The sequence below is a fragment of the Azospirillum sp. A26 genome (assembly GCF_042604635.1).
Taxonomy (GTDB): domain Bacteria; phylum Pseudomonadota; class Alphaproteobacteria; order Azospirillales; family Azospirillaceae; genus Azospirillum; species Azospirillum palustre.
In genome coordinates this window covers 125,822-150,150 of record NZ_CP170475.1, presented here as the reverse complement: position 1 = coordinate 150,150, position 24,329 = coordinate 125,822, and the positions used below count along the sequence as shown (strand labels likewise).

The window sequence follows — 24,329 nt, the reverse complement described above, 5'->3', positions numbered from 1 at the left end:
GATATCCGGGATGACGAACTATGCGACCACATCGGCGGGATACGGCACCGCCACCACCGGGCAGGACGCGCTGCTGCTGGCGGCCCGCGTGCTGCTGGGCGCCATCTTCGTGCAGAGTGGTTTCGGCAAGCTGATGGCGCTCAGCGGCTTCATCGCCGGGATGGAGAGCCAGGGCGTGCCGATGGCCACCATCGTCGCCCCCATCGGCGCCCTGGTGGAGGCGTTCGGCGGGCTGGCCATCGTGCTGGGCGCCTGGACCCGGCTGGCGGCGCTGCTGGTCGCGGTCTTCACCGTCGCCGCGACGCTGATCGCCCACCGCTATTGGGAAGCGGCACCCGACGCCGCGAAGATGCAGCAGATCCAGTTCATGAAGAACCTTGCCATCATCGGCGGCTTCCTCTCGCTGGTCGCCTCGGGCGGCGGGCGCTTCAGCGTCGACGGCTGGCTCAGCCGGCGCTGACCTCAGGAATCGTACGCCATCAGCGAGACGCTGGGCACGTCGATCCGGCCGCGGCCGTTCAGGAAAGTCAGCTCCACCAGGAAGGCGGCGGCGCGGACGTCGGCGCCGACCTGGCGCAGCAGGCTGATGGCGGCGGCCATGGTGCCGCCGGTCGCCAGCAAATCGTCCAGCACCACCACGCGCTGGCCGGGCTTCACCGCGTCGGCTTGCACCTCGATGGTGTCGGTACCGTATTCGAGGTCATAGGAATGGGCGATCTTGTCGCCCGGCAGCTTGCCGTGCTTGCGCACCATAATGAATCCGATGCCCAGCGTCAGCGCCAGCGGGGCGGCGACCAGGAAGCCGCGCGATTCGATCCCGACCAGCAGCTCCGGCTTGTGCGGGCGCACCGCCTCGGCCAGCGTGTCGATGGCGGCCTTCCAGGCGGCGCCGTTCGCCAGCAGCGGCGAGACGTCGTAGAACAGAATGCCGGGCTTCGGGAAATCCGGGATGTCGCGGATATGGTCTTTGAAGTTCATCGGAGGTCTTGTCCGTAAAGAATCGCAAGCCGGCATGCATGGCCCGGTCCGCCTTCCGGCACTCTAGCGGCTGGCTCCCCCCGGCGCAAAGCCGCGATTGGCCGCAGACTAACGTGTCGTCTTGCCCCCGAGGAGCCGGATTTGTCGGATGGGGTTGACCATCCGGCGATGCTCCGCCACGTTCCAGGCGTGCCGGCCAAACGTACCGGTCGATGTGCGGATGCGTGCGGCGGAGCCTGTGGCAGCGACATTAGCGAAGGACGGAGTGGCGAAGGATGGGGCCCGGATCGAAGCCGGGAACGATCCGGGCTTGGCCGACGGCGGGTGGCGGATCGCCGCCGCCGGGCGCTGGACCCTGCAATGGGCCACGGCCGCGTCGGATGCGCTGGACCAGGCGCAGAAGCCGCCGGGCGGTGCCGCGGTGCGGCTCGATCTGGCGCGGGTGGAAGCGCTCGACACCGTCGGCGCTTATCTGCTGAACCGCCTGGCCGAACGGCTGGGGGCCGACGGGCATGCCGTGTCGGTGGCCGGTTTGCGGCCGGAACATTCCGCCCTGTTCGACGCCGTACGCGACGCCGGCAAGGCACCGCCGCACCCGATCGAACGCGAACATCACCCGATCCTCGACATGGTGGTGCGCACCGGCCAGACGACGGTGAACGCCGCCAGGGAAATCCTCGACCTTGTCGGCTTCCTCGGCCTCGTCACCGTCACCTTCGCCCGGCTGATCCTGCGCCCGTCGCGCCTGCGCCTGACCTCCGTCCTGTTCCATATCGAGCAGACCGGGCTGAACGCCCTGCCGATCCTGGGGCTGCTGTCCTTCCTGATCGGCGTGGTGCTGGCCTTCCAGGGGGCGGACCAGTTGAAGCGCTTTGGGGCGGAGCTGTATGTAGTGAACCTGCTGGGCATCTCCGTCCTGCGCGAGATCGGCATCCTGATGACGGCGATCATCGTCGCCGGCCGCTCCGGTTCCGCCTTCACCGCGCAGATCGGCACCATGAAGGTCAACCAGGAGGTCGACGCCATCGGCACCATGGGCCTCGACCCGGTGGAGCTGCTGGTGGTGCCGCGGGCGCTGGCGCTGATGATCACCCTGCCGCTGCTGGCCTTCTATGCCGACGTGATGGGGCTGTTCGGCGGGGCGGTGATGGCCTACGCCACACTGGACATCACCTTCGGGCAGTTCATCCGCCAGCTTCACAGCGCCGTCGGCATCAACACGGTGATCGCCGGGCTGATCAAGGCTCCGGTCTTCGCCCTGGTGATCGCCATGGTCGGCTGCTACGAGGGGCTGAAGGTCTCCGGCAGTGCGGAGAGCGTCGGCATCATGACCACCAAGGCGGTGGTGGAGGGCATCTTCCTGGTCATCGTCATCGACGCAGTGTTCTCCGTCCTCTTCTCCATGCTGGGTGTGTGATGGCAGGATCCCCCGTCATCCGCGTGCGCGGACTGGTCACCCGCTTCGGCCCGCAGACCGTCCATGACGGCCTCGACCTCGATGTCGAGCGGGGGGAGGTCCTGGGCGTCGTCGGCGGTTCCGGCACCGGCAAGTCGGTGCTGCTGAAGGAAATCCTCGGCCTGATCGACCCCGCCGCCGGCCGGATCGAACTGCTGGGCCACGACACCGCCGAACTGGACCGGACGGAGCGCACCGCGTTGCAGGCCCGCACCGGCGTGCTGTTCCAGAACGGCGCCCTGTTCAGCTCGATGACGGTGGCGGAGAATGTGATGCTGCCGCTGAAGGAGCACACCGACCTTTCCCCGGCGCTGATCGCCGAGGTGGCGCGGGTGAAAATCGCCATGGCCGGGCTGCCGCCCGATGCCGGCACCAAGCATCCGGCCCAGCTGTCGGGCGGCATGATCAAGCGCGCCGGTCTCGCCCGTGCCCTGGCGCTCGACCCCGACATCCTGTTCCTGGACGAGCCGACCGCCGGCCTCGACCCCATCGGCGCCGCCGCCTTCGACACGCTGATCCAGGGTTTGCAGCGCAGCCTGGGGCTGACCGTCTTCATGGTCACCCACGATCTGGACAGCCTGACCTCCATCTGCGACCGCATCGCCGTGCTGGTCGACAAGAAGATCCGGGTGGGCACCCTGGCCCAGCATCTGGCCGACCCCCACCCGTGGATCCACGACTATTTCCACGGACCGCGCGGCCGCGCGGCCCTCGACGCCAAAGAGCGCAATCAGGCTCGACGCCACGAAGAAGAAGACGCCAGGCGTCTTGCGAAAGGGTAGGGGCACGTCATGGAAACCCGCGCCAGCTACATTCTGGTCGGCAGCTTCGTGCTGGCTCTGGTCGCCGGCCTGCTGGTCTTCACCGCCTGGATCGCCAAGGTCCAGCTCGATGAAACGCGCGAGACCTATCGCATCTATTTCACCGGCTCCGTCACCGGGTTGCAGCAGGGCAGCCCGGTGCGCTACCGCGGCGTGCCGGTGGGAACCGTGTCGGACATCCGGCTCGACCCCGACAACGTGACGCGGGTGCGGGTGACGATCATGGTGCAGAACGGCACGCCGATCATGTCCGATTCCATCGCTTCGCTGGAACTGCAGGGGATCACCGGCGGCGCCTATGTCCAGATCTCCGGCGGCAATGCGGGGGGCAAGCATCTGACCGCCACCGATGCCGACGGCGTGCTGACCATCCCGTCGCGGCCCAGCTCGCTGACCGCGGTGGTCGACAGCGCGCCGCAACTGGTCAGCCGGTCGCTGGAGGTCATAACCCGGCTGGGCGACCTGTTGAACGGCGACAACCAGAAGGCCATCGGCGACATCCTCGCCAACGCCCGCACCGCCAGCGCCGAACTCGCCCGGACCAGCGCCGGGCTGGAGGAGACGATGGCGCAGGCGAGGCGGACGCTGAGCGGCTTCGAGGCGTCCGGCCCGCAGTTCGACCGCACGATGGAGCAGGCGCGCGACACGCTGACGAGCGTCGACACCGCCGCCAAGAGCGTGACCGGCGAGACGCGCGAGCTGATGCGGTCGCTGAAGCGCACGTCGGACACACTGAATACGCTGGTCGCCGAAAACCGCGAGCCGGTGCGCGACTTTACCGCCACGGGGCTGTATGAATTGACGCTGCTGATCACCCAGTTGCGCGATCTGTCCGGACAGCTGTCGCGGGTGGTCACCCGGATCGAGAACGACCCGTCGAACTTCCTCTTCGGCGGGACGCGGCAGGGCGTGGAGGTGCGTGGGAAATGAGGCGGGTGACGATGGTGCGGAGCGGGTTTGCAGGGGCTGTCGTGCGCGGGATATGCGGGGCGGCCCTGCTGCTGGGGCTGGCCGCCTGTTCGACGCTGAACCCGACGGCGCCGCATCTCTACACCCTGACCCCGCGGGCCAGCGTCGCCGCCGGCCCGAAGGCCGACTGGCAGCTGCTGGTGGAGACGCCGGCGGCGGCGGCGGGGATCGACACGCCGCGCATCGCGCTGGCCCGCACGCCGACCTCGCTCGACTATTTCGCCGACGTGTCCTGGGCCGACCGGGCGCCGAACATGGTGCAGGGGCTGATCGTGCAGACCTTCGAGGACAGCGGCCGCATCGTCTCGGTCGGGCGCGACACGGTGGGGCTGCGCTCCGACTATGTGCTGAAGTCGGAGCTGCGCGATTTCCAGGCGGAATACGCCACGCCGGGCGCGACCATGCCGGACCGGGTGCATGTGCGGCTGTCGGCCAAGCTGGTCGCAATGCCGCGCCGGACCATCGAGGCCGGCGAGACCTTCGAGGCGTCGGCCCCGGTGCGCGGCCGCTCCTTCACCGACGTGATCGCCGCCTTCGACCAAGCGCTGGGGCAGGTCACCGGCGAACTGGTCGGCTGGTCGCTGTCGCAGCGCTTCCGCCCTTCCGGCAGCTGATGGGAGGCAAGCGCAGGCGGGGCCGCAACCGCAGGTGCGATTTCCGAAAAGGCCTTGCCACGCCCGCATAGCCGCGTACGTAATAGGGATGTTCGCGCAGCGCAGGATCGGGCGATGACGGATTTGTCGGACGTGTCCCGGGAAGAGTTGGAGGCGATGGCCGAGGCGGGACGCGAAGTGCGCCTGTGCCAGCGCGTTCTCGCCAAGACCGGCGACACTGTGGTGGGCGAGCTTCTGCGCGGTCACGGCACGCTGTACGAGTGGAAGCATTATCCGCCGGGTGACGTCTACGACGCCGAGTTCCATGCCCAGTATTATTACCACTGCCATCCCGAAGGCGAGCGGCCGCACGGCGAGCATGGCCATTTCCACACCTTCCTGCGCCCGCACGGCATGCCGCCGGGCCTGCGGCCGGCGCCGCTCGCCGATTTCGTGGCGCCTGACAACGACAACGACGCGCTGTCCCACCTGATCGGCATCGCCATGGACGTCGCCGGCCAGCCGGTGCGGCTGTTCACCACCAACCGCTGGGTGACGGGCGAGACCTGGTACAAGGCGGACGACGTGATCGCCATGCTCGACGCCTTCGAGATCGATCACGCCCGGCCGTCCTGGCCGGCCAACCGCTGGATCACGGCGATGCTGCGGCTGTTCCGCCCGACCGTCGTCGCCCTGCTGCGCGAACGCGATGCCGCCATCCGGGGCTGGGCCGACATCCATCCCGATGCCTATGTCTATGAGGACCGCGAGCTGGAGGTCGCCTCGCAGCGCCACATCTCGGTGGAGCATCAGATCGCCGAGGTGGCGCTGCACCTGCGCGGGACACGCCGCCGCGGCTCCATCCTGCCGGAACCGCCCAGCTTCGTCGAAATGTCGTGATTCGCGTCCCGGCGGATGGGCTTATGACCGCAGGGCGTTAAGGAAGGTTCAACCGTTTCGGAAGATCCTGAACGTGTGGACAAGTCTCCGCCCACATCCGCGCGGGTTTTGCGTTCCGCGTCCAATATGGAGACGGACCAGGGCAGGAAGGGTCCGGGACCCATGAGTGACGGTTTCAAGTCGGGTCATCTGACCCAGCAGGACGTGGCACGGCTTCTGGCCGACCCGTCGCCGAACAGCCGGACCGATCTGGCCGCCAAGCTGTCCCAGCAGTTCGACAGTCCCGAGCTGTCGCAGGCGGAGCGCAAGCTGGCGGAGGACATCATCCGCGTCATGGTCAAGGACACGGTCCTGCGTGTCCGCCAGACCCTGGCGGAAAACCTGAAATCCAGCCCTTCCCTGCCGCGGGACGTCGCCCTGACCCTGGCCCGCGACGTGGAGGCTGTGGCGATTCCGGTGCTGAGCGTCTCCACCGTGCTGACTCCGGCCGATCTGGTCGAGATCGTGCGCTCCGGTGCCGACGCCAAGAGCACAGCCATCGCCCAACGCCCGACCGTGCCGGCCGCCGTCGCCGAGGCGCTGATCGAAAGCGGGTCCGAACGCGCGGTCGCAGCATTGGTCGCCAACGAGGGGGCGGAACTGGGCGAGCAGAGCCTGGGCCGTGTCATCGACCGTTTCGGCGCCAGCGAGGCGGTGCAGGACCCGCTGGTCCACCGCTCCAGGCTGCCGATCACCATCGCCGAACGGCTGGTTGCCGTGGTGTCGGAACGGCTGCGCCAGCATCTGGTCTCGCACCATGAACTGCCGTCGAAGGTCGCGTCGGAACTGATCCTGCAGAGCCGCGAGCGGGCGACCGTCGCCCTGTTCACCGGCGAAAGCGACGAAGGGGCGCTGGACCGTCTGGTGACGCAGCTTGCCCGCACCGGCCGCCTGACACCGTCGCTGCTGGTCCGCTCGCTGTGCACCGGCGACATCGCCTTCTTCGAGACGGCGATGTCGCGCATGGCGAATGTGCCGATGACCAATGCCCGGCTGCTGATCCACGATGCCGGCCGGCTGGGGCTGAAGTCCCTGTACGACAAGGCGAAACTGCCGCCCGCTCTGCTGCCGGCCTGCCGCATCGCCATCGACGTGCTGAAGGAGACCCCCTATGACGGCGAGCCGGGCGACCGCGAACGCCACCGCCGCCGCGTCATCGAGCGCATCCTGACCCAGTATGAGGATCTTGCGCCGGAGGATCTGGAATTCCTGCTGGCGAAGCTGGGCGACATGATGCAGCCGGAAAACGCGGCGGCGTGACCAACTCGACCTTTTTCTCCGGTCCCGGCCAGCCGGCAGGCGGCGGTCCGGCCGACACCGTCCGCCGGCTGGAGCGCCGCATCTCCGAACTGGAATCCGCCCTGCGCCAGAGCGAGGCGCAAGCCGGCGAAGCACGATTCCGATCCTTGTTGCGGACGGCGGCCAGCATCATCCTGGTTCTGGGCGACGACGGCCGCATCGTGGAGGCCAACCGCGATGCCGAGCGCGCCTTCGGGCTGGAAGCCGGCAGCGCCATCGGCCGTCTCTGGGCCGAGGCGATGAGGGAACAGCCGACCGGCTCTTTCGCCGCCCAGCTTGCCGTCGCCGCGATGGGCACGGAGGTCCGCAACTTCGAGCAGGTGCTGCGCGAGCAGGACTGCATGAGCGAGCGGGTGCTGCTGTGGAACCTGAACCGCCTGCCGAAGGCCGACGGCGCTTCTGCCGGCATCCTGTGCGTCGGCCAGGACATCACCCGGCGCAAGCGGGCCGAACTGGCAGTGCGGCAGGCCCGTGACGAGCTGGAGATGCGGGTGGCCGAGCGTACCCGCGCGCTGATGCAGGAGGTTCAGGAACGCCGCCGTGCCGAGCAGGCGCTGATCCAGGCCAAGGAGCAGGCCGAACTGGCCAACCGCGCCAAGAGCGAGTTCCTGGCCAACATGAGCCATGAGCTGCGCACGCCGCTGAACGCCATCATCGGCTTTTCCTCGATGATGGAGAGCGAGATCGTCGGGCCGCTCGGCCATCCCAAATATCTCGACTACGCCAAGGTGATCGGCAAGTCGAGCCAGCATCTGCTGGCGGTCATCAGCGACATTCTGGACGTCGCTAAGATCGAGGCCGGCAAGCTGGAAATGCATCCCCAGCCGATGGATGTCCGCGACGCGGTGGAAAGCTCGCTTCTGCTGATCGCCGAGCGGGCGGAGGAGGGTGGACTGGCCCTGTCCCAGGACATTGCCCTCGACACCCCTCACCTGCTGGGCGACCCGGTGCGTGTGAAGCAGATCCTGCTGAACCTGCTGAGCAATGCGGTGAAGTTCACCCCCGTCGGCGGCAGCGTGGCCCTTCGGGTCCGTCCGGAGGGCGACCGCATCCTGATCGAGGTCGCGGACAGCGGGATCGGCATGAGTGCGGAGGGCATCGCCATCGCCCTGCAACCCTTCGGTCAGGTCGACAGCCAACTGTCCCGGCGGTCCGGCGGCACCGGACTGGGCCTGCCGCTGGTGCGGTCCTTCGTCGATCTGCTGAACGGCACGCTGGACATCCGCAGCCGCGAAGGGGAAGGCACGACGGTCAGCGTGCGTCTGCCGGTGGCGCTGCCGTATGACGGGGAATAGCCAGGGCCCGGAACAATCAGGGAATGACATGTCTGTGATACAGGGACCGGCGGCGCAGGACGGCGACCGGAACGATGGACCGTTGCCGGTCGCGATGGTGTTCGGGATTTCCGGGGTCGATCCGCTGGAGTGGGATGTCTGCGCCGCCGGCAAGGGGCCGTTCGTGAGCCATGCCTATCTGAGGGCGCTGGAAGAAAGCGGTTTGGCCGGCCCGGACACCGGCTGGCGTCCTGCCCACATGATCGTCCGGGACATGTCGGGCCGGCTGGTCGGCGCGACTCCCCTCTATCTGCGCGACCGTTCGACGGACGAATTCTGGCCGGATCAGGCCTGGGTCGATGGCTATCAGGCTTCGGGCGGCCGCTATTTCCCGAAGCTGGTCTTGGACGTTCCCTACACGCCGGTGACCGGGCCGCGCATCCTGCTGCGGGATGGAGCGCCGTCCGGGACGGCCGATGCGCTGATCGGCGCCCTGCGGTCGCTGGCCCACAAGCACGGGCTGTCGTCCATCCATGTCGGCTTTCCCGATGAACAGGATCGTGCCCGTTTCGAGGCGGCGGGATGGTTGACCCGCCATGCCGTCGATTACGAGTGGCGGAACGAGGGATATCGCGACTTCGCCGATTTCACCGCCGCCCTGTCGAGCCACCGGCGCAGAGTGATGCTGTGGGAGCGCCGCAAGATCGTGGCGAGCGGGGTGCGGTTCCGCGAGGTGCCGGGCAGCCGGGTCGCAGAGGCCGATGTCGCGATTTTCCTGGACTTGCTGAGCGACCTACATCTCCGCCGGGGGAAGCGTCAGGCACTGACCATGGATTTCGTTCTTCGGCTCTGCACAGCCCTGGGCGATGCCGTGACGCTGACCTTTGCCGAGTCCGGCGGCGTTGCGATCGGCGCCCTGATGTCGGTGGAAGGAGACGACTGCCTCTATGTCCGGACCTGGGGGGCGAGAGAGGAAGCGCGCTTCGTTCATTTCGAAACCTGCTATTACCGCAGCATCGAACGGGCGATTGCTCATGGCCTGAGCCGGGTGAATGGCGGGCGCGGCGGACCGCACAAACTTGAGCGCGGTTTCCTGCCGGTTCTGACCCATGCCTGCCACTGGTTTCTTCACACCAACATGCGCGGCGCGGTCGCGGAAGGGCTGGAGCTGTACAACGCAAAGGCTCTCGCCAAATTCGCGCAGGAGCAGGCCCACTCCCCTTACCGGCAGCGGGATGGCCGATAGGTGCTTGCACGGCATGGTGAGGCGGGCCACCTTGCCTCTTTGAATGGACGAGGGGCGGGGTAGGACATGACGGTAAGCCGCGACGATCTGAAGACGCGAATCGGGCAGGCGCTGGGCGAGACGAAGGCCGATCTGGTCATCAAGAACACGCGCTTCCTCAATGTCGTGACCGGCGAGATCGCGGAAGGCGACATCGCCGTCTGCGGCGAGGTCATCGTCGGCACCTACGAGTCCTATGACGGGCTGGAGGAGATCGACGGGCGCGGGCTGACCGTGGTTCCCGGCTTCATCGACACCCATGTCCATTGCGAGTCCACCTGCGTCACCCCGCAGGAGTTCGACCGCTGCGTCCTGCCGCGCGGCACCACCACCGCCATCTGCGACCCGCACGAGATCTGCAATGTGCTGGGCGAGCAGGGGTTGCGCTATTTCCTCGACAGTGCCGGCGGAACGGCGCTCGACCTGTTCGTGCAGCTGTCCTCCTGCGTGCCGGCGACGGAGCTGGAAACGTCGGGCGCCCGGCTGGAGGCGCCGGACCTGATCCGCCACATGGACCATCCTCGCGTGCTGGGGCTGGCGGAGTTCATGAATTTCCCCGGCGTCTTCCACAAGGTGGACGGGGTGCTGGACAAGCTGGCCGCCTTCGACGGGCGCCACATCGACGGCCACGCCCCGCTGGTGTCGGGGAAGGAGCTGAACGCCTATCTCTCCTGCGGCATCCGCAACTGCCATGAGACGACCAGTGCGGCCGAGGCGATGGAGAAGCTGCGCAAGGGCATGCAGGTGCTGATCCGCGACGGGTCGGTGTCGAAGGACGTCCATGCCCTGGCCGAAGTGATCACGCCGGAGACCTCCCCCTTCCTCGGCTTCTGCACCGATGACCGCAACCCGCTGGACATCGCGGAGGAGGGGCACATGGATCACCTGATCCGCAGTGCCATCCGCCTCGGTGCGCCGGTCGCCCATGTCTATCGTGCCGCCACTTGGTCGGCGGCGCGCGGCTTCCGCCTCTATGACCGCGGGCTGGTGGCACCGGGGCATCGCGCCGACCTCGTCCTGCTCGACGATCTGGAGGACTGTGCGGTCAACCGGGTCATCCGCAACGGAAAAATCGTCGGGCCGCACAGCTTCGACGGCCGGCCGGCGGTGACGCCGGTGGGGCTCGCTTCGGTGAAGCTGGAGCCGGTGGCGGACGAGGATTTCGCCGTGCCGGCCGGCGGGTCGGTCCAATCGGTGATCGGGCTGGAGCCGGGCAAGATCCTGACCGAACACCGCCGGATCGAGGTGCCGGTGGTGGGCGGCCGGATGGTGGCCGATCCGTCGCGCGACCTGCTGAAGATCTGCGTCTTCGCCCGCCATGGCAGCAACCGCAACATTGGCCGCGGTTTCGTCCAGGGCTTCGGCATCGCGGAGGGAGCGCTGGCGTCGTCGGTCGGCCATGACAGCCACAACATCTGCGTGGTCGGTGCCAGCGACGCCGACATGCGCATCGCGGTCAACCGGCTGATCGAGCTTCAGGGCGGCTTCGTCGCCGTGCGCAACGGACAGGTGGTCGGCGAGCTCGCCTTGCCATTGGCCGGACTGATGAGCCTGGAGCCGTTCGAGACAGTGGAGGTGAGACTGCGCTCCCTGCGCGCCGCCGTCCGCGCCATGGGCTGTCCGCTGGCCGAGCCCTTCCTGCAACTGGCCTTCCTGCCGCTGCCGGTCATTCCGCACCTCAAGATCACCGACCGAGGCATGGTCGATGTCGACCGGTTCGAGCTGATTGCCGCTTGAGCGGGCGGTTTGCCCGGAAAAGCGGCAAAGAGCTGAAGGTTGGGCGGAGATGGTTGGTTCGGAGGCCCAGAACCGGCATACCTGACGGCTCCCCTCTCCCCTTTTAGAGAGGCTTAGGATGAGGGGTTGCAAACCCTGGATTTCCGTTGGTCTTCCGGCCGCCGCACCCCTCACCACAACCCCTCTCCCACAAGGGGAGAGGGGCTTTGACAGACGCAAGACCTGGCTCAAAGATTTATACAATTTGGTGCAGGCACTCTGGCACGAGCTTTGCCACGACAACGCATGTTTCGTTGTCTGTCATCGAGCGAGCCCGACCCGCCATGACCCATCTGGCCCCGATGATCCACCCGTTGCACAACCTGCTGCCGGTTCGGCCGCCGGAGACCGTGTCGATGCGGACGCGGGACGGTGTGAGGCTGGATGCCGACCTTTACCGGCCCGATGCCGCCGGGACTTGGCCGGTCCTGCTGCTGCGGGTTCCCTGCGGCCGTCGCGTTGCCTTGACCAGCCATTACGCCCACCCGCGCTGGTACGCGGCGCGCGGCTATGTCGTGGTGGTGCAGGATATGCGCGGCTGCGGCACCTCCGACGGCCGGTTCCGACCCTTCGAGGCGGAACGGGAGGACGGGGCCGACGCCATTGCCTGGGCGGCGTCCCTGCCGGGATCGTCGGGGGCGGTGGCGACGTATGGCTGCGGCTATGCCGGCATGGCGCAGTGGCTTGCACTGGCCGAGGCACCTTCGGCCCTGCGGGCGGTGGCGCCGGCCTTCGCCGGCTGGGACGTCTTTTTCGACTGGGCTTACGAGGGCGGGGCGTTCCGGCTGGCAGATGCCATGGGCTGGGCCCTGCGCACCGCCGCCGACGCGGCAAAGCGGGTCGAGGACGGCACCGGCCACCGCGTCCTTTCCGATGCGGCGCGCAGCCTGCCGATCGACGACGAGATCCCGTCACGGCCGCAGGCCCTGCGCGACTACGCCCGCTACACCCATTACGACGACTGGCTGACCAACCCGGTGCCCGGCCCGGCCTGGGCCGCGCTGTCGCCCAAGGCCATGCAGGACAGCATGCCGGCCGACGTGGCGGTCCTGCAGATTGGCGGCTGGTACGATCCGCGGCTGGCCGGGATGTTGGATGCCCATGACCGCCTCAAGGCACGCTGGCGGGCGCCGGTGCGGCTGGTTGTCGGCCCCTGGGGCGCTGACGGACCGGCCGCGGCGCCGGAGCAGGCGCCGACGCTCGACACGCTGCAGCTTGCCTGGTTCGAACGGGTGCTGAAGGGAGAGGTGGCCGACCGCGGCGGTCCGGTCCGTCTGCATGACGTGGAGGCGGGACGCTGGCACGACCTGTCGGACCTTCCGGCGGCCGAGGCTGTCCTGCATCTGTCCAGCGACGGCCTCGCCAACCGGCAGGGCGGGCGGCTGGAATTGGAGATGCCCGAAATGGAGGCACTCGACGTGGTGGTCCACGATCCGCGCACGCCGGTGCCGACGGTGGGCGGCCATGCGGTGCCTGACGCTTGCGGCCGCCCCGACCGCGCCGCCGTGGACCGCCGCCCGGATGTCGCCACCTACACCACCTTGCCGTTGGACGAACCGTTGACGCTGGCCGGGCGGGTGGCTCTGGAGGTGTGGGTGGAGGCCGACGCTCCGTCCTTCGACGTCAGCGCCGTGCTGTCGGTGGTGCGGCCCGACGGGCGGGTTCTGCCATTGACCCAGGGCCATGCGCGGGTGGAGCCGGGTGATCCCACCCGGCCGCTGACCGTCGCCATGCGGGCGATCTGCGCCACGCTGGCGCCCGGATCGGCCTTGCGACTCAGCCTTGCCGGATCCTGCTTCCCGGCCTATCCGGTCAATCCCGGCACCGGTGCGGAACCGGGCGAGACCCGCCGGGTCGATGCGTTGCCGATCACAGTGCTGATCCACAGCGGTCCCGACCGGCCGTCGCGCCTGCGCCTGCCGGCCGGGCTGTCGGCTTAAGGCGTCTCGTCCCTGTCCGTGCCCTGGCCGGCGGCCTCCAGGCAGAAGTCGAGGCTCTGTGACAGGAAGCGCAGCATCAGGTCGCGGAAGGGCGTCTTGTCGCCGACCGACCAGGCCCGCTCGACAAGGTCGAGATAGAGGCTGCGGTCGTCGGCGCCGATCACCACCGGCGGATAGCCGGCGCGGTTCAGGATCAGGTTGCACAAGAGCAGTGCGGTCGCCCGGTTGCCGGCATCGAAGGGACGGATGGCGCTCAGCCGGTGATGCGCCTCGAAGGCGGTGTCGGGGCCGGCGTCGGACTTGCGCATCCAGGTCGACAGTGCCGACATCGACACGCGCAGCTTGGCTGGATCCGGCGCGGTTTCCGCCGGGTCGTCCTTCGGCGCAGCATTGCGGTATTTGCCGGCGTCGTCGTCGATCCCGCGGTAGAGCACATTGTGGAAGGCGGTGACGGTGCGCTCGGTGACCGCCCCCGACGGATCGAAGGACAGCCGGGCCATCAACTCCAGGGCGGAACGGTGGTTCAGGACAAATCGCTGCTCTTCCACCGCGCGGTGGCGCAGGACGCTGCCGCGCTCCAGTATGGCCTTCACGTCGGCGCGCTTGAGCGGATAATCCTCCAGCGCCGCGGCGGCGGCGGTCAAATCCAACTCGAACCGGTCGGCGATGCCGTGGACGACCTCCTGCGGCAGGGGGCGTGCGGCGTCCAGCGCCCGTTTCTTCTCCGCGATCTCGTCGAGCAGGGCCATCGGTCACTCTGTCGCTTTGGCAGGGGATGGGCTGGCGCGGTGCGCATCTTGCCGCGCCCCCCTGCGGGGATTTGCCGCTTGGACTGGCACGGTTGCCGGTTTTAGGATCCCTGTCAAGATGTCCACAACCCTGCCATGGCCGGCCGCAACCGCTTGATTCTGCGGGATGCACCTGCAATTGCGGGATGCGAGGGGGGAGATCGCTGCGATGAGCTATGTCGTCTGGGACGAATCCATGAGCGTCGGCGTGCCCGTGCTCGACGACGAGCATCGGCGGCTCCTCGACCTGTTCAACGGCCTGCTGGAAAGCGGCATCACCCCCGCCAACCGCGAGGAGCTTTCCAGCCTGCTCGCCAGCCTCCGCGACTATGTCGCCGTCCATTTCGCGCGGGAGGAGGCAATGATGGTGCGCTGCGGCTATCCCGACCTGGACGGCCACCTCGCCGCCCACCGCTATTTCGCCGACGAGGTGGAGAAGCTGGCCCGCGAGTTCGAGGGGGATAACCCCACCATGCTGCGCGTGGACCTGATCCTGCTGCTCAAGGACTGGTTCGTGGAGCACATCCAGCAGACCGACAGCCAGTACAAGCCCTATGTGCGGGAGCACGCATAAGGCGGGACAATTCCCTCTCCCCCGAAGGAAAGAGGGGCTTTTCACTGCTTCGCGGCGGCTTTCTGGTCGGGCAGGCCCTTGTCGAGCTTGGCCTGGATGGCTCCCTTGTCGGTCTCCTCGTCGGCGCTGCGCAGCGCGCGCATCCACTGGAAGCGGGCCTCGTTCCGGCGGCCGGCCCGCCAATAGGCGTCGCCGAGATGGTCGTTGATGGTCGGATCGCCCGGCTTCAACTCGACCGCGCGCTCCAGCTTGGCGACCGCCGCCTCGTAATCGCCAAGCGTGTAGAGCGCCCAGCCCAGGCTGTCGACGATGTAGCCGTCACGCGGGCGCAGTTCCACAGCGCGCTCCACCATTGCCCTGGCCTTGGGCAGATTCTCGCCGCGGTCGATCCAGCTGTAGCCGAGGAAGTTGAGCAGCGACGGCTCGTCCGGGCGCAGCTTCAGCGCGGTTTGCAGGTCGGCTTCGGCCTGCTGCCACTGCTTGGTCTTCTCGAAGCACATCGCGCGGGCGTAGAGCAGCGGCCAATGCCGCTCCTGCGGCGTGCCGATCCGTTCCAGCGCCGTGGTGTAGGCGGGGATCGCCTCGGCGTAGCGCTTGGAGTAGCGGTAGATGTCGCCGAGCCGGGTGATCGCGTCGGTGCGCTCCGGCCGTTCGGCGGAGAGATCCTTGAGGATCGCAATAGCCTCGTCGTTGCGATCCATGCGGGCGAGGCTGTCGGCCTCGCGCATGCGGGCGGTCCAGCCCAGCAGCGGATCCGTCTCGAGCCGCTTGTAGGCGGCCAGCGCCTCCTCGTGATGGTCGCGCGAGGCGGTGATATCACCGATCAGCAGATGGGCCAGGGCCAGATCGTCACGCAGATGCAGGGCGATGCGGCCGAACAGCAGAGCCGGCTCGTCGGCATTCTCGTGGTGCAGCGCGCTGCCCAAATCGAACAGCGCTTCCGCCAGACCGGACCGGGCATCGGGGACCGGGCGGGCTTCCGACGGCGCGTTCGCCATGGCGGCCAGCGCTGGCTCCACCAGCAGCCCGTCGGGGTTGTTGCCCTGGAAGGTCTGATAGAGCGTGCGCGCCTCGTCCTTGCGGCCGGTGCGCGTCATGAAGTTGCCGACGATCTGCACCACCCGCAGCGGCGCGTCGGTGTCCGTCACCTTGGCGTAGCGGGCCGCCGCTTCGTCGTTGCGGCCGGCAAGATCGAGGATCAGCGCGGCATGCAGGTTGTAAAGCGCCTCGAAGCCCTTGACGTCGGCCAGCGGCTGCAGGGCCGCCAGCGCCTCGTCCGTCTTGCCGCGGGCAGTCACCAGCCACGCGCGGGTCAGCGGCGTCAGGAAGCGGCCGAGCCCGTCGGACGGCAGCCGGGCGGCATAGCCGTTGGCCTCGTCCAGCTTGCCCTTGGCCAGCGCATCGGCGGCCAGCAGGGTCAGCGCCATCTGCGGCTCGCCCTGGCCGTTGAGCAGCCGGTTGGCATGGTCGATCGCCGCTTCGATCCGCCCCTCGCCCAGCCGCAGCAGGAAGGTGCGGCCCAGCAGGGCGGGGTCGTCCGGGTCGGCGGCCAGCGCCTGCGCGGTGAAGCGCGCCGCCGCGGTCCAATCGTCCTGGTGCTGGGCATAGCGGCCGGCCAGATAGCTGCCGGTGGCCGATCCACCGTCATCCGCACCCCGGTCTACACCGGGGCCCGCACCGGGACCGGCGGCAAGGGCGGGCGTCAGGGTGGTCCCGGACATCAGGATGGCCAGGGAAACCGGCAGCAACCGGCGTCGGAACCTCGTCATGCTCTCGTCACCTCGTTTTCCGAGTCGGTATCCCATCATCTTCGGCAGGGCGCGGGCAAGAGACTTTCGTACCCTTCCCCTTTTCGCGGCTGCTAACGCCAGTCCCGCCGCACCTGCTCGATCCGCTCCGGCCGCAGAATGTCGGTGGCGTGGGCGTCCATATGGGCTCGCAAGCCCTCCGGCATGCCCGGCGACAGGCTGGCACCCTCCACCGACCAGCGGGCCATCCAGGACAGGGTTCGCAGCCAGGTCAGCCGGCGCAGTGACTTCAGCCAGGGCAGCACCTCGTCGGCGAGGTCGCCCGGCACCGCCATCGCCCAGGCCGCGACGAAGGCGTCGACCTCCTCCGGGGCCAGCTCCGCATTCACCGCCGGGTCCCATCTGGTCGAGGTGTAGAGGCTGGCATGGGCAAGGTCGCTGGCCGGGTGGCCGTATTGCAGCTTCTCCAGGTCGGTGAACCACGCCTTGCCGTGGTCGCCGATCAGGAAGTTGCCGGGATGCACATCCACCCCGACCGCGGTCAGCGGCATCGGCGTTTCGGGTGGCGGCAGGAGGTCGCCGACACGGGCGGCGGCAAGCTCCTCCGCGATCAGGACGCGGGCCTCGGTCGACAGGGGGGCATTGTCGAACCACGCCGCCTGCCGTTCGACCTGGGCCAGCAATGCGGCGACCGGATCGGGCGGGGCGGGCAGCGGTTCGTAGAAGTCCGGCGGCGCCATGCGGTGCAAGGCCGCCAGCGCGCGGGCGATGGCCGGTATGTCGCCGGGCAGGACGGGCGTCCGCCCCTCGACCTCGCCCACCACCAGGGCGCCCAGCGGCAATCCCTCGCCGGGTGGAATCAGGCCGGCGAAGCGCGGGGTGTGGCCCGACATCTCCGCCCGCCGGAAGGCGGCGGCTTGCCGGTCCAGCGCCGTCCAGGCATCGAGTCCAAGCTGGCTCCAGCGTGGGATGCGGGCGACCAGACGCCGGCCGCGCAGGCGGACATGATCATGGGCAACGCCCTTCAACGGCATCGGCTCAAGCGCGTCGGCGGAGAGATCGGCAAGCCGCGGCAGACGGATCAGGGCGGCGTGCAGCGCCGCCATCGAGAAGCCCAAGGGTTCGCTCACGCCATATGCTCGCGCAGGCGGGGCATCAGCTCCACCAGATTGCAGGGGCGATGGCGGTTGTCGAGCTGCCAGACCAGAATGTCGTCCCAGGCGTCGCGGCAGGCGCTGGGCGAGCCGGGCAGGGCGAAGATATAGGTGCCGTTGGCGACGCCGCCGGTCGCCCTGCTCTGGATGGTGGAGGTGCCGACCTTGGCATAGCTGAGATAGCGGAACAGCTCGCCGAAGCCGGGGATCGCCTTCTCATACAGGGCCTCGACCGCCTCGGGTGTCACATCGCGGCCGGTGACACCGGTGCCGCCGGTGGTCAGCACCACGTCGATCTGCGGATCGGCGATGAAGGCCTGCACCTGGGCACGGATCGCGGCGATGTCGTCCCGGACGATGGTGCGGGCGGCGAGCCGGTGGCCGGCCCCGGCGATCCGCTCCGCCAGCGCATCGCCGGAGCGGTCGTCGGCGGCGCTGCGGGTGTCGGACACCGTCACCACGGCGATGTTCACGGGAAGGAAAGGGCGGCTCTCGTCGATCTTCGGCATGGCGGCAGGCGTGTCCTCATGTCGGGCCGGAGCCCGACATGGGCGCCGGCGGTCAGGGTATCGGGCTGGCCTCTCCCCGCTCAGCAACCGTTTCCACCGGCACCGGCCCTGCTGGCGCCGGTCCCATTGGCGCCGCTTCCACCGGTTCCGGTGCCGCCGCGACAGGCAGATCGGCGGCCGGTGCAGCCGCCTTCGCCGCGGGCTGCGGATCGGGACGGGCCGCAACCTGGGGCGGACGGCCGTCCATGGGAACATAGGCCGGCCATTTCCCGTCGGCGACGGCGGTGAGCGAGGCGGTCTCCTGGCCCAGCCGAAGCTGGTAGATCCAGAAGTTCGCCATCACCTTCTCCACATAGTCGCGAGTCTCGCCGAAAGAAAGGCTTTCGATGAACAGCAGCGGATCGGTGATGTCGCTCAGATCCCGTCGCCAGCGCGCCAGCGTGCCCGGCCCGGCATTGTAGGCGGCCGTCGCCAGGAACATGTTGCCGTCGATCTCCGGCATGCCCAGCAGTTCCGACAGGTAGCGCTGGCCAAGCTCCATGTTGCGGGACGGGTCGAACAGGGCGTCGCGGTTGGCGTCGTCGCTGCCGATGTCGGCATTGCGCTCCCGCACATGCTGGGCGGTGCTGGGCAGGATCTGCATCAGCCCTGTCGCACCGGCGGAGCTGACCAGCCGCGGGTCGAAGCGCGATTCCTGCCGCATGACCGCAAAGACCAGCGCGCGGTCGACCGCGAAGCCGTCGCGCGGCGTCCAGTGGGGCAGCGGGTAGAGTGCGGCGGCATAGGGGGCGCCGTCCGGACCGGCCACCGCATTGCCGAGCCGCAGCGCCAGCGAGGCCACCCCGGCGCGGTCGGTCAGCGCGACCATCGCCTGTTCGATCAGCGGCTCGCCCTGCGGGTCGATGCGTTGCAGCTCCAGCCCCGCCAGTTCGCGCTGACCGGCCTGGAGCAGGGCGATGGCACGGGATCCTGCCGGCTTGGCCGCCACCGCCGCCAGCTGCCGCCCGGTCAGATCCGGTGCCTGCCAGCGCACGTCGCCCAGGCTGCCCAGCGTCTGCAGGGCGATCAGACCATAGAAGGTGTGGGGATAGCGGGCGGCGGCGGCCAGATGCTCCGCCGCCTCTTTCTCCTTGCCGGGCTTGCGGGCCAGCGCGCGGGCCGCCCAGTAATCGGCCGCGGCGGCCTTCCAGGGATTGCGTGGGCCGGCGGCGGCCATGCCGGTGAAATGGCGGGCGGCGCGGTCGGTCTGCTTCAGCCGCCAGGCGGCCAGACCGGCGATCCAATGAGCCTCCGGCAGCATGTCGCCCGACCGCGCGGCGCTGGCCGAGGCGAGCGTCAATGCCTGGGCCGTCTCGCCAGCATAATAGAGGGATGTCGCGATGCGGGCGCGGGCGGCATCGTACTGCACGGTGTCGAGCTTGCCGCCGAACTCGTCCTGGCCCAGCAGGCTTAGCGCGCTGTTGGTGCGGCCGGAGCGCAGCAGCTCTTCCACCCGCGCCACCGCCGCACGGTCGCTGCGGGCCCGGGACACGGTGCGGCTGCGTGGGGCGACGGTGACGCTGTCGTCATCGTCCTCCTCGTTGCTGGCGACGGTGCGCAGGCCGCCCAGCCGTTCCAGCGACCCGACGAGGCGGACACGCTCCTCGCCGCGCGGCGGCTTCGGCGCCCGCTGGCCTGCGGGCTGGCGCTTCTGGGCCAGAGCGTAGACCCGTTCCGCCCCGGCGAGGTCGCCGTAATCCTGCATCCAGCGGGCGAGTTCCTCGTAGCCGGCGCGGCGGTCGGGGTGGAGATAGCGCTGGCGCAGGACATAGCCGGTCAGCCGGCGGTCCTTCAGCTTCGCCATCTCGGCATCTGCGGCGTCCCACTCGGCCCGTTCCTGGGCTGCGAAGATGCGGCGGTAGCGGGCGGCATCCTCCTCGTCCAGCTGGACGGCGCGGGCTGTCTCATCGACAGCCAGCAGCAGCGGCGCGCCGGCGGAGGCGGGAGAGTCGTCCACGACGGCGGACGGCGCCGTCCCGGCGGTTGAGGAATCGGGGGTTGCGGTTTCGGGGAGCCCCATCGCTGGATCGACCGGCGCAGGATCGATTGGCGCGTCGGCGAAAACGGGGCTAGCGGGGTCAGGCACGGAATCCCCGCCGGGCGGGACGACGGCGTGACCGTCCGGCGCGTGGATGATGAGGGCGGCGCAAGCGGGCCGGGACCCGACCGCACCGTCGGGTCCCAGGGTGTAAGCCACCGTGAGACCCAGCACCCCCAGAAGGTTCCGCCGCAGCGGGGCCGCGCTCGCGACCCGGTATGCTGCACTGCAAAATATCCGGAGCATGGCTTCGGGATACCTCACGTCGGCGCGAACCGCAAGCAACGGATTCGCACGGAATGTGTCGGTCCGGGTATTCGCCAGATGTTACAACGCTTTAACAGGGATGGGAAAAAGGCTCTAGCCCGTTGGGAAAATGCCTTTCGGCATGGTCTGGCCACATTTGTGCTGCGCGGCGATCGCAATCATACGAACGATTTCGGCAGCCCTGTGACATCCCATTTTCTCTTTCGATTACTTGATCCCTTCTTCAGCGATCTTTTGCTGCAACGCAAGCATGTCCCGCCACGCTTCCCGTTTTGCGATAGGGTTGCGCAGGAGATATGCCGGATGGAGCATCGGCATCAGCGGAACGGGGGTTCCCGCGACCTCGTAGGTCCGCCACTGCCCGCGCAGGCGGGTGATTCCTTCCGCCCGGTTCAGCAGGGTCTTGGCCGAAACCCCGCCCAGCGCCACCAGCAGCTTCGGTTGCACCAGCTCCACATGCCGTTCCAGGAAAGGCAGGCAGGCGGCGATCTCCGCCTGGGTCGGGCTACGGTTGCCGGGCGGGCGCCAGGGCAGGATGTTGGAGATGTAGACGGCGCTGCGGTCGAGCCCGATCTGGGCCAGCATGCGGTCCAGCAGCTTGCCGCTGACGCCGACGAAAGGCTTGCCCTGCCGGTCCTCGTCCTCGCCCGGCGCCTCGCCGATTAGCATCACCCGCGCCTGCGGGTTGCCGTCGGCGAAGACGGTGTTCATCGCCGTCGCCTTCAGCGGGCAGCCGTCGAAGCTGCGCAGGGCCGCCTCCAGCGCCTCCAGCGTCTGCGCGTCTCCGGCGCGGGCGCGGGCCTGGATGCCGGCCTCGCTGGCGCCCAGCGGCTGGTCGGGTGAGGCAAAGAGGGTGGTTGCCGGACGCGCCGCCGCCGGGGTCGGCGCCCGAGTCGGGGCGGAACTGCGCGCCGCGTTGGGTCCCGGAACGGAGCCGGAAGTGGCGCCACCGGCCGCGGCTGCGCCGACGGCCGGTGCGCGCGCCACCGTCCGGGCGGTGAGGGCGGCCCAGTCGGTCGGCTCGTCGCCGATGGCCTCGTCGCAGCCGATATCGGCATGCCAGCGCAGCGCGTCGAGGATGTCGCATACGTCAATCATCGTTTGACCTTACCACAGATCGTGTGGTCTTACATGTCCAGATACCCAATTTGGGTGCGGCGCAATCCGTGCTACAAGCACGCGCCCGCAAAAAGACCATAGGGCGTCCCGAGGGAAACAGTACCAAAACAAGACGGTGGGGGAGTGTGGTGATGGAACGCGAACCGCGCGAGGTCATGGAATACGATGTTCTGATCGTCGGCGCCGGCCCGTCGGGCCTGAGCGCCGCGATCCGTCTGCGGCAGCGCGCGGCCGAGACCGGGCAGGAACTCAGCGTCTGCGTGATCGAGAAGGGGTCGGAGGTGGGCGCCCACCTGCTGTCCGGCGCCGTCTTCGAACCGCATGCGCTGGACGAGCTGATCCCGGACTGGAAGGAAAAGGGCGCCCCCCTCACCACCAAGGCGCGCGAAGACCATTTCCTGTTCCTGACGGAAACGAAGGCCTATAAGTCGCCCTTCGCCCCTCCGCAGATGAACAACCACGGCAACTACATCATCAGCTTGGGCAATCTGGCCCGCTGGATGGCAACGCAGGCGGAAGAGCTTGGGGTCGAGATCTACCCCGGCTTCGCCGCGGCGGAAGTGCTGTATGACGACAAGGGTGCGGTGAAGGGTGTCGCCACCGGCGACATGGGCATCGGTAAGGACGGCGAGAAGACCGGCAACTACACGCCCGGCATGGAGCTGCACGCCAAGCAGACCATCTTCGCCGAGGGCTGTCGCGGGTCGCTGACCAAGACCCTGTTCGAGAAGTTCGACCTGCGCCGCGACTGCCAGCCGCAGACCTACGGCATCGGCATCAAGGAGCTGTGGGAGGTCGATCCCTCCCAGTCGAAGCCGGGCCTGATCGTCCACACCATCGGCTGGCCGATGGACCCCAAGACCTATGGCGGGTCGTGGCTGTATCACATGGAAGGGAATCTGGTGTCGGTCGGCTTCGTCGTCGGCCTCGACTACTGGAACCCCCATATGAGCCCGTTCGAGGAGTTCCAGCGCTACAAGACCCACCCGGCGATCCGCCCGACCTTCGAAGGCGGCCGGCGTCTGTCCTATGGCGCCCGCGCGCTGTCGGAAGGCGGTTACCAGTCGATCCCGAAGCTGACCTTCCCCGGCGGCCTCCTCATCGGCGATGGCGCCGGCTTCCTGAACGTGCCGAAGATCAAGGGCAACCACACCGCCATGAAGTCGGGCATGGTCGCGGCCGAGGCGGTGTTCGACCACCTGACCGGCGGTGCCGACAACGGTCCGGAGGTCATCGCTTATCCGGAGCGCCTGAAGCAGTCCTGGGTCTGGCCGGAGCTGTATGCCGTCCGCAACATCCGCCCGGGCTTCCAGAAGGGCCTGTGGGCCGGTCTGGCGAACGCCGCCTACGAGACGGGGTTGAAGGGCAAATCGCCCTGGACGCTGAAGCACCATGCCGACCACACCACCCTCGTGAAGGCCAGCGAGGCGCCGAAGATCGCCTACCCCAAACCGGACGGCAAGGTCAGCTTCGACCGCCTGTCCTCGGTCTACCTCTCCAACACCAACCATGAGGAAGACCAGCCGCCGCACCTGACGCTGAAGGACAAGTCGGTTCCGATCAGCGTCAATCTGGCGCTCTACGATGCGCCGGAGCAGCGCTACTGCCCGGCCGGCGTGTACGAGATCGTCCGCAACGACGACGGCAGCGATCCGCGGTTGCAGATCAACGCGCAGAACTGCGTGCACTGCAAGACCTGCGACATCAAGGACCCCACCCAGAACATCAACTGGGTCGTGCCGGAAGGCGGCGGGGGGCCGAACTATCCGGGCGGCATGTAAGACGCTTTTGTCCCCCTCCGACCCACTGCTTCGCCACGGGTCGGAGGGGGACAGGCGCATGCGCCGAAGCCACATGCAGATGGATGACCGGCACCACCCCGCGGGTGCCGGTTGCGCCGCGCGCCACTCCTATCTATAAGGCAAGTGGTAACCTCTCTGCGACGGCGCGATGATCGTTTCCTGTCCGACCTGTTCGACGCGCTATACCCTGTCCGACGAATCGCTCGGGCAGGATGGCCGAAAGGTTCGCTGCGCCCGCTGCGGTCACACCTGGTGGCAGATGCCCGACCGGGCGGAGCTTGAGCCGGTCGTTCCCGATGCCCTGACCGAACTGCGGCCCGCAAAGCCCGCAGCGAAGGCCGCCGGGAAATCCGCAGAAAAATCCAAAAGCAAATCACCGAAGGCCCCGCGCGCCAAGCCGGCCCGCAGCACGGTGATCGGCTTCGCGGTGTTGGGGCTGCTGGTCGCCGGGTCCGCCGCCGGCGCCTATTTCGCCCGCGACGCCATCGTCCGCAACTGGCCGCCCGCGGCATTGCTCTATGACGCCATTGGCATGCCGGCCGAGCCGCCGGGTTTTGGGCTGGAACTGCGCAACATCCGCTCGGAACAGAAGCTCGAAGGTGGGAAGACCGTCCTGCTGCTGGAGGGGGAGGTCGCCAACACGACCGACACTGAGCGCACGCTGCCGCCGCTACGCGTCAACACCTTCGGCCCGGAGCACAAGCTGCTGCAAAGCTGGGCCATCGAGCAGTCGGCCGAAACGCTCGGCCCCGGCGCCGCGGCGGGATTCCACCACAGCCAGTCCGATCCCGGCCCGGTGACCGAAATGACGATCACCTTTGGCGGTCCGCCCCCCGGTCTGGAGCCGCCCGCTGCCGAGAAGCCTGCCGAGAAAGCCCCGGAAAAGCCGGCTGCTGCGAAACCCGCCGCCGAAAAGCACGCTGCCCCGGCCAAGGGCCACTGATCCGGATCGGGGCGGCGC

Annotated in this window: 21 protein-coding genes; 14 read left to right on the top strand and 7 right to left on the bottom strand. The window is 68.4% G+C overall.

The features are described from left to right. The first annotated feature begins 10 nt into the window (after positions 1 to 10). Entirely contained in the window at positions 11 to 460 is a 450-nt protein-coding gene (locus ABNQ39_RS29515) for a DoxX family protein (protein ID WP_376965607.1), read from the top strand. Between the two features lie 2 nt (positions 461 to 462). Here the strand turns inward: ABNQ39_RS29515 and ABNQ39_RS29510 are convergent, their stop codons facing one another. Beyond that, positions 463 to 978: an adenine phosphoribosyltransferase gene (locus ABNQ39_RS29510; RefSeq protein WP_376965605.1), complete on the bottom strand. Its 516-nt coding sequence runs from the start codon at positions 976 to 978 to the stop codon at positions 463 to 465. Positions 979 to 1,243: 265 nt separating this feature from the next. Between ABNQ39_RS29510 and ABNQ39_RS29505 the strand changes: the two genes are divergently transcribed. The 10 genes from ABNQ39_RS29505 (at position 1,244) to ABNQ39_RS29460 (ending at position 13,330) form a co-directional block, all read left to right on the top strand. Next, positions 1,244 to 2,395: an ABC transporter permease gene (locus ABNQ39_RS29505; protein ID WP_376965603.1), complete on the top strand. Its 1,152-nt coding sequence runs from the start codon at positions 1,244 to 1,246 to the stop codon at positions 2,393 to 2,395. Beyond that, the gene (locus ABNQ39_RS29500) at positions 2,395 to 3,216 is read left to right on the top strand and encodes an ABC transporter ATP-binding protein (protein WP_376965601.1); all 822 of its coding nucleotides are present in this window, start codon (positions 2,395 to 2,397) and stop codon (positions 3,214 to 3,216) included. The genes ABNQ39_RS29505 and ABNQ39_RS29500 overlap by 1 nt, the downstream gene beginning before the upstream one ends. Before the next feature lie 9 nt (positions 3,217 to 3,225). Further along, positions 3,226 to 4,185: an MlaD family protein gene (locus ABNQ39_RS29495; protein ID WP_376965599.1), complete on the top strand. Its 960-nt coding sequence runs from the start codon at positions 3,226 to 3,228 to the stop codon at positions 4,183 to 4,185. 41 nt (positions 4,186 to 4,226) lie between these two features. After that, positions 4,227 to 4,838, top strand: a complete 612-nt coding sequence (locus ABNQ39_RS29490) for an ABC-type transport auxiliary lipoprotein family protein (protein ID WP_376965597.1) — start codon at positions 4,227 to 4,229, stop codon at positions 4,836 to 4,838. Between the two features lie 114 nt (positions 4,839 to 4,952). Then, positions 4,953 to 5,717, top strand: coding sequence for a DUF6969 family protein (locus ABNQ39_RS29485; RefSeq protein ID WP_376965595.1), 765 nt, complete (start codon positions 4,953 to 4,955; stop codon positions 5,715 to 5,717). A gap of 162 nt (positions 5,718 to 5,879) precedes the next feature. Next, positions 5,880 to 7,016, top strand: coding sequence for a DUF2336 domain-containing protein (locus ABNQ39_RS29480; protein WP_376965593.1), 1,137 nt, complete (start codon positions 5,880 to 5,882; stop codon positions 7,014 to 7,016). After that, the gene (locus tag ABNQ39_RS29475) at positions 7,013 to 8,350 is read left to right on the top strand and encodes a PAS domain-containing sensor histidine kinase (protein WP_376965591.1); all 1,338 of its coding nucleotides are present in this window, start codon (positions 7,013 to 7,015) and stop codon (positions 8,348 to 8,350) included. The genes ABNQ39_RS29480 and ABNQ39_RS29475 overlap by 4 nt, the downstream gene beginning before the upstream one ends. Positions 8,351 to 8,378: 28 nt before the next feature. After that, complete coding sequence (locus ABNQ39_RS29470; RefSeq protein WP_376965589.1) at positions 8,379 to 9,575, top strand: GNAT family N-acetyltransferase; 1,197 nt, start codon at positions 8,379 to 8,381, stop codon at positions 9,573 to 9,575. A gap of 66 nt (positions 9,576 to 9,641) precedes the next feature. Next, complete coding sequence (ade, locus tag ABNQ39_RS29465) at positions 9,642 to 11,351, top strand: adenine deaminase (protein ID WP_376965587.1); 1,710 nt, start codon at positions 9,642 to 9,644, stop codon at positions 11,349 to 11,351. 323 nt (positions 11,352 to 11,674) lie between these two features. Then, the gene (locus ABNQ39_RS29460) at positions 11,675 to 13,330 is read left to right on the top strand and encodes a CocE/NonD family hydrolase (RefSeq protein WP_376965585.1); all 1,656 of its coding nucleotides are present in this window, start codon (positions 11,675 to 11,677) and stop codon (positions 13,328 to 13,330) included. Here the strand turns inward: ABNQ39_RS29460 and ABNQ39_RS29455 are convergent. Further along, a complete protein-coding gene (locus ABNQ39_RS29455) occupies positions 13,327 to 14,079 on the bottom strand; it encodes a Fic family protein (RefSeq protein ID WP_376965583.1) in 753 nt (250 codons plus the stop codon). The two genes, ABNQ39_RS29460 and ABNQ39_RS29455, sit on opposite strands and share 4 nt — an antisense overlap. A gap of 208 nt (positions 14,080 to 14,287) precedes the next feature. Between ABNQ39_RS29455 and ABNQ39_RS29450 the strand changes: the two genes are divergently transcribed. Further along, positions 14,288 to 14,692: a bacteriohemerythrin gene (locus tag ABNQ39_RS29450; RefSeq protein ID WP_376965581.1), complete on the top strand. Its 405-nt coding sequence runs from the start codon at positions 14,288 to 14,290 to the stop codon at positions 14,690 to 14,692. 41 nt (positions 14,693 to 14,733) lie between these two features. Here the strand turns inward: ABNQ39_RS29450 and ABNQ39_RS29445 are convergent, their stop codons facing one another. The 5 genes from ABNQ39_RS29445 to ABNQ39_RS29425 form a co-directional block, all read right to left on the bottom strand. Continuing rightward, on the bottom strand, positions 14,734 to 16,461 hold the full coding sequence (locus ABNQ39_RS29445; RefSeq protein WP_376965579.1) for a tetratricopeptide repeat protein: 1,728 nt from the start codon (positions 16,459 to 16,461) through the stop codon (positions 14,734 to 14,736). 92 nt (positions 16,462 to 16,553) lie between these two features. Then, positions 16,554 to 17,570, bottom strand: a complete 1,017-nt coding sequence (locus ABNQ39_RS29440; protein ID WP_376965577.1) for an aminoglycoside phosphotransferase family protein — start codon at positions 17,568 to 17,570, stop codon at positions 16,554 to 16,556. After that, positions 17,567 to 18,103 (bottom strand): molybdenum cofactor biosynthesis protein B, encoded by a 537-nt coding sequence (moaB, locus tag ABNQ39_RS29435; protein ID WP_376965575.1) that lies wholly within the window; start codon positions 18,101 to 18,103, stop codon positions 17,567 to 17,569. Before moaB ends, ABNQ39_RS29440 begins: the two co-directional genes overlap by 4 nt. A gap of 52 nt (positions 18,104 to 18,155) precedes the next feature. After that, positions 18,156 to 20,426 (bottom strand): transglycosylase SLT domain-containing protein, encoded by a 2,271-nt coding sequence (locus ABNQ39_RS29430; RefSeq protein WP_376965573.1) that lies wholly within the window; start codon positions 20,424 to 20,426, stop codon positions 18,156 to 18,158. 228 nt (positions 20,427 to 20,654) lie between these two features. Then, positions 20,655 to 21,545, bottom strand: a complete 891-nt coding sequence (locus tag ABNQ39_RS29425) for a uracil-DNA glycosylase (RefSeq protein ID WP_376965571.1) — start codon at positions 21,543 to 21,545, stop codon at positions 20,655 to 20,657. A gap of 152 nt (positions 21,546 to 21,697) precedes the next feature. Between ABNQ39_RS29425 and ABNQ39_RS29420 the strand changes: the two genes are divergently transcribed. Then, positions 21,698 to 23,347 carry an electron transfer flavoprotein-ubiquinone oxidoreductase gene (locus tag ABNQ39_RS29420; protein WP_376965569.1) on the top strand — a complete coding sequence of 550 codons (1,650 nt, stop codon included), beginning with the start codon at positions 21,698 to 21,700 and terminating at the stop codon, positions 23,345 to 23,347. A 169-nt stretch (positions 23,348 to 23,516) separates the two neighbouring features. Continuing rightward, positions 23,517 to 24,311, top strand: a complete 795-nt coding sequence (locus tag ABNQ39_RS29415) for a zinc-ribbon domain-containing protein (RefSeq protein WP_376965567.1) — start codon at positions 23,517 to 23,519, stop codon at positions 24,309 to 24,311. Positions 24,312 to 24,329: the final 18 nt, after the last annotated feature.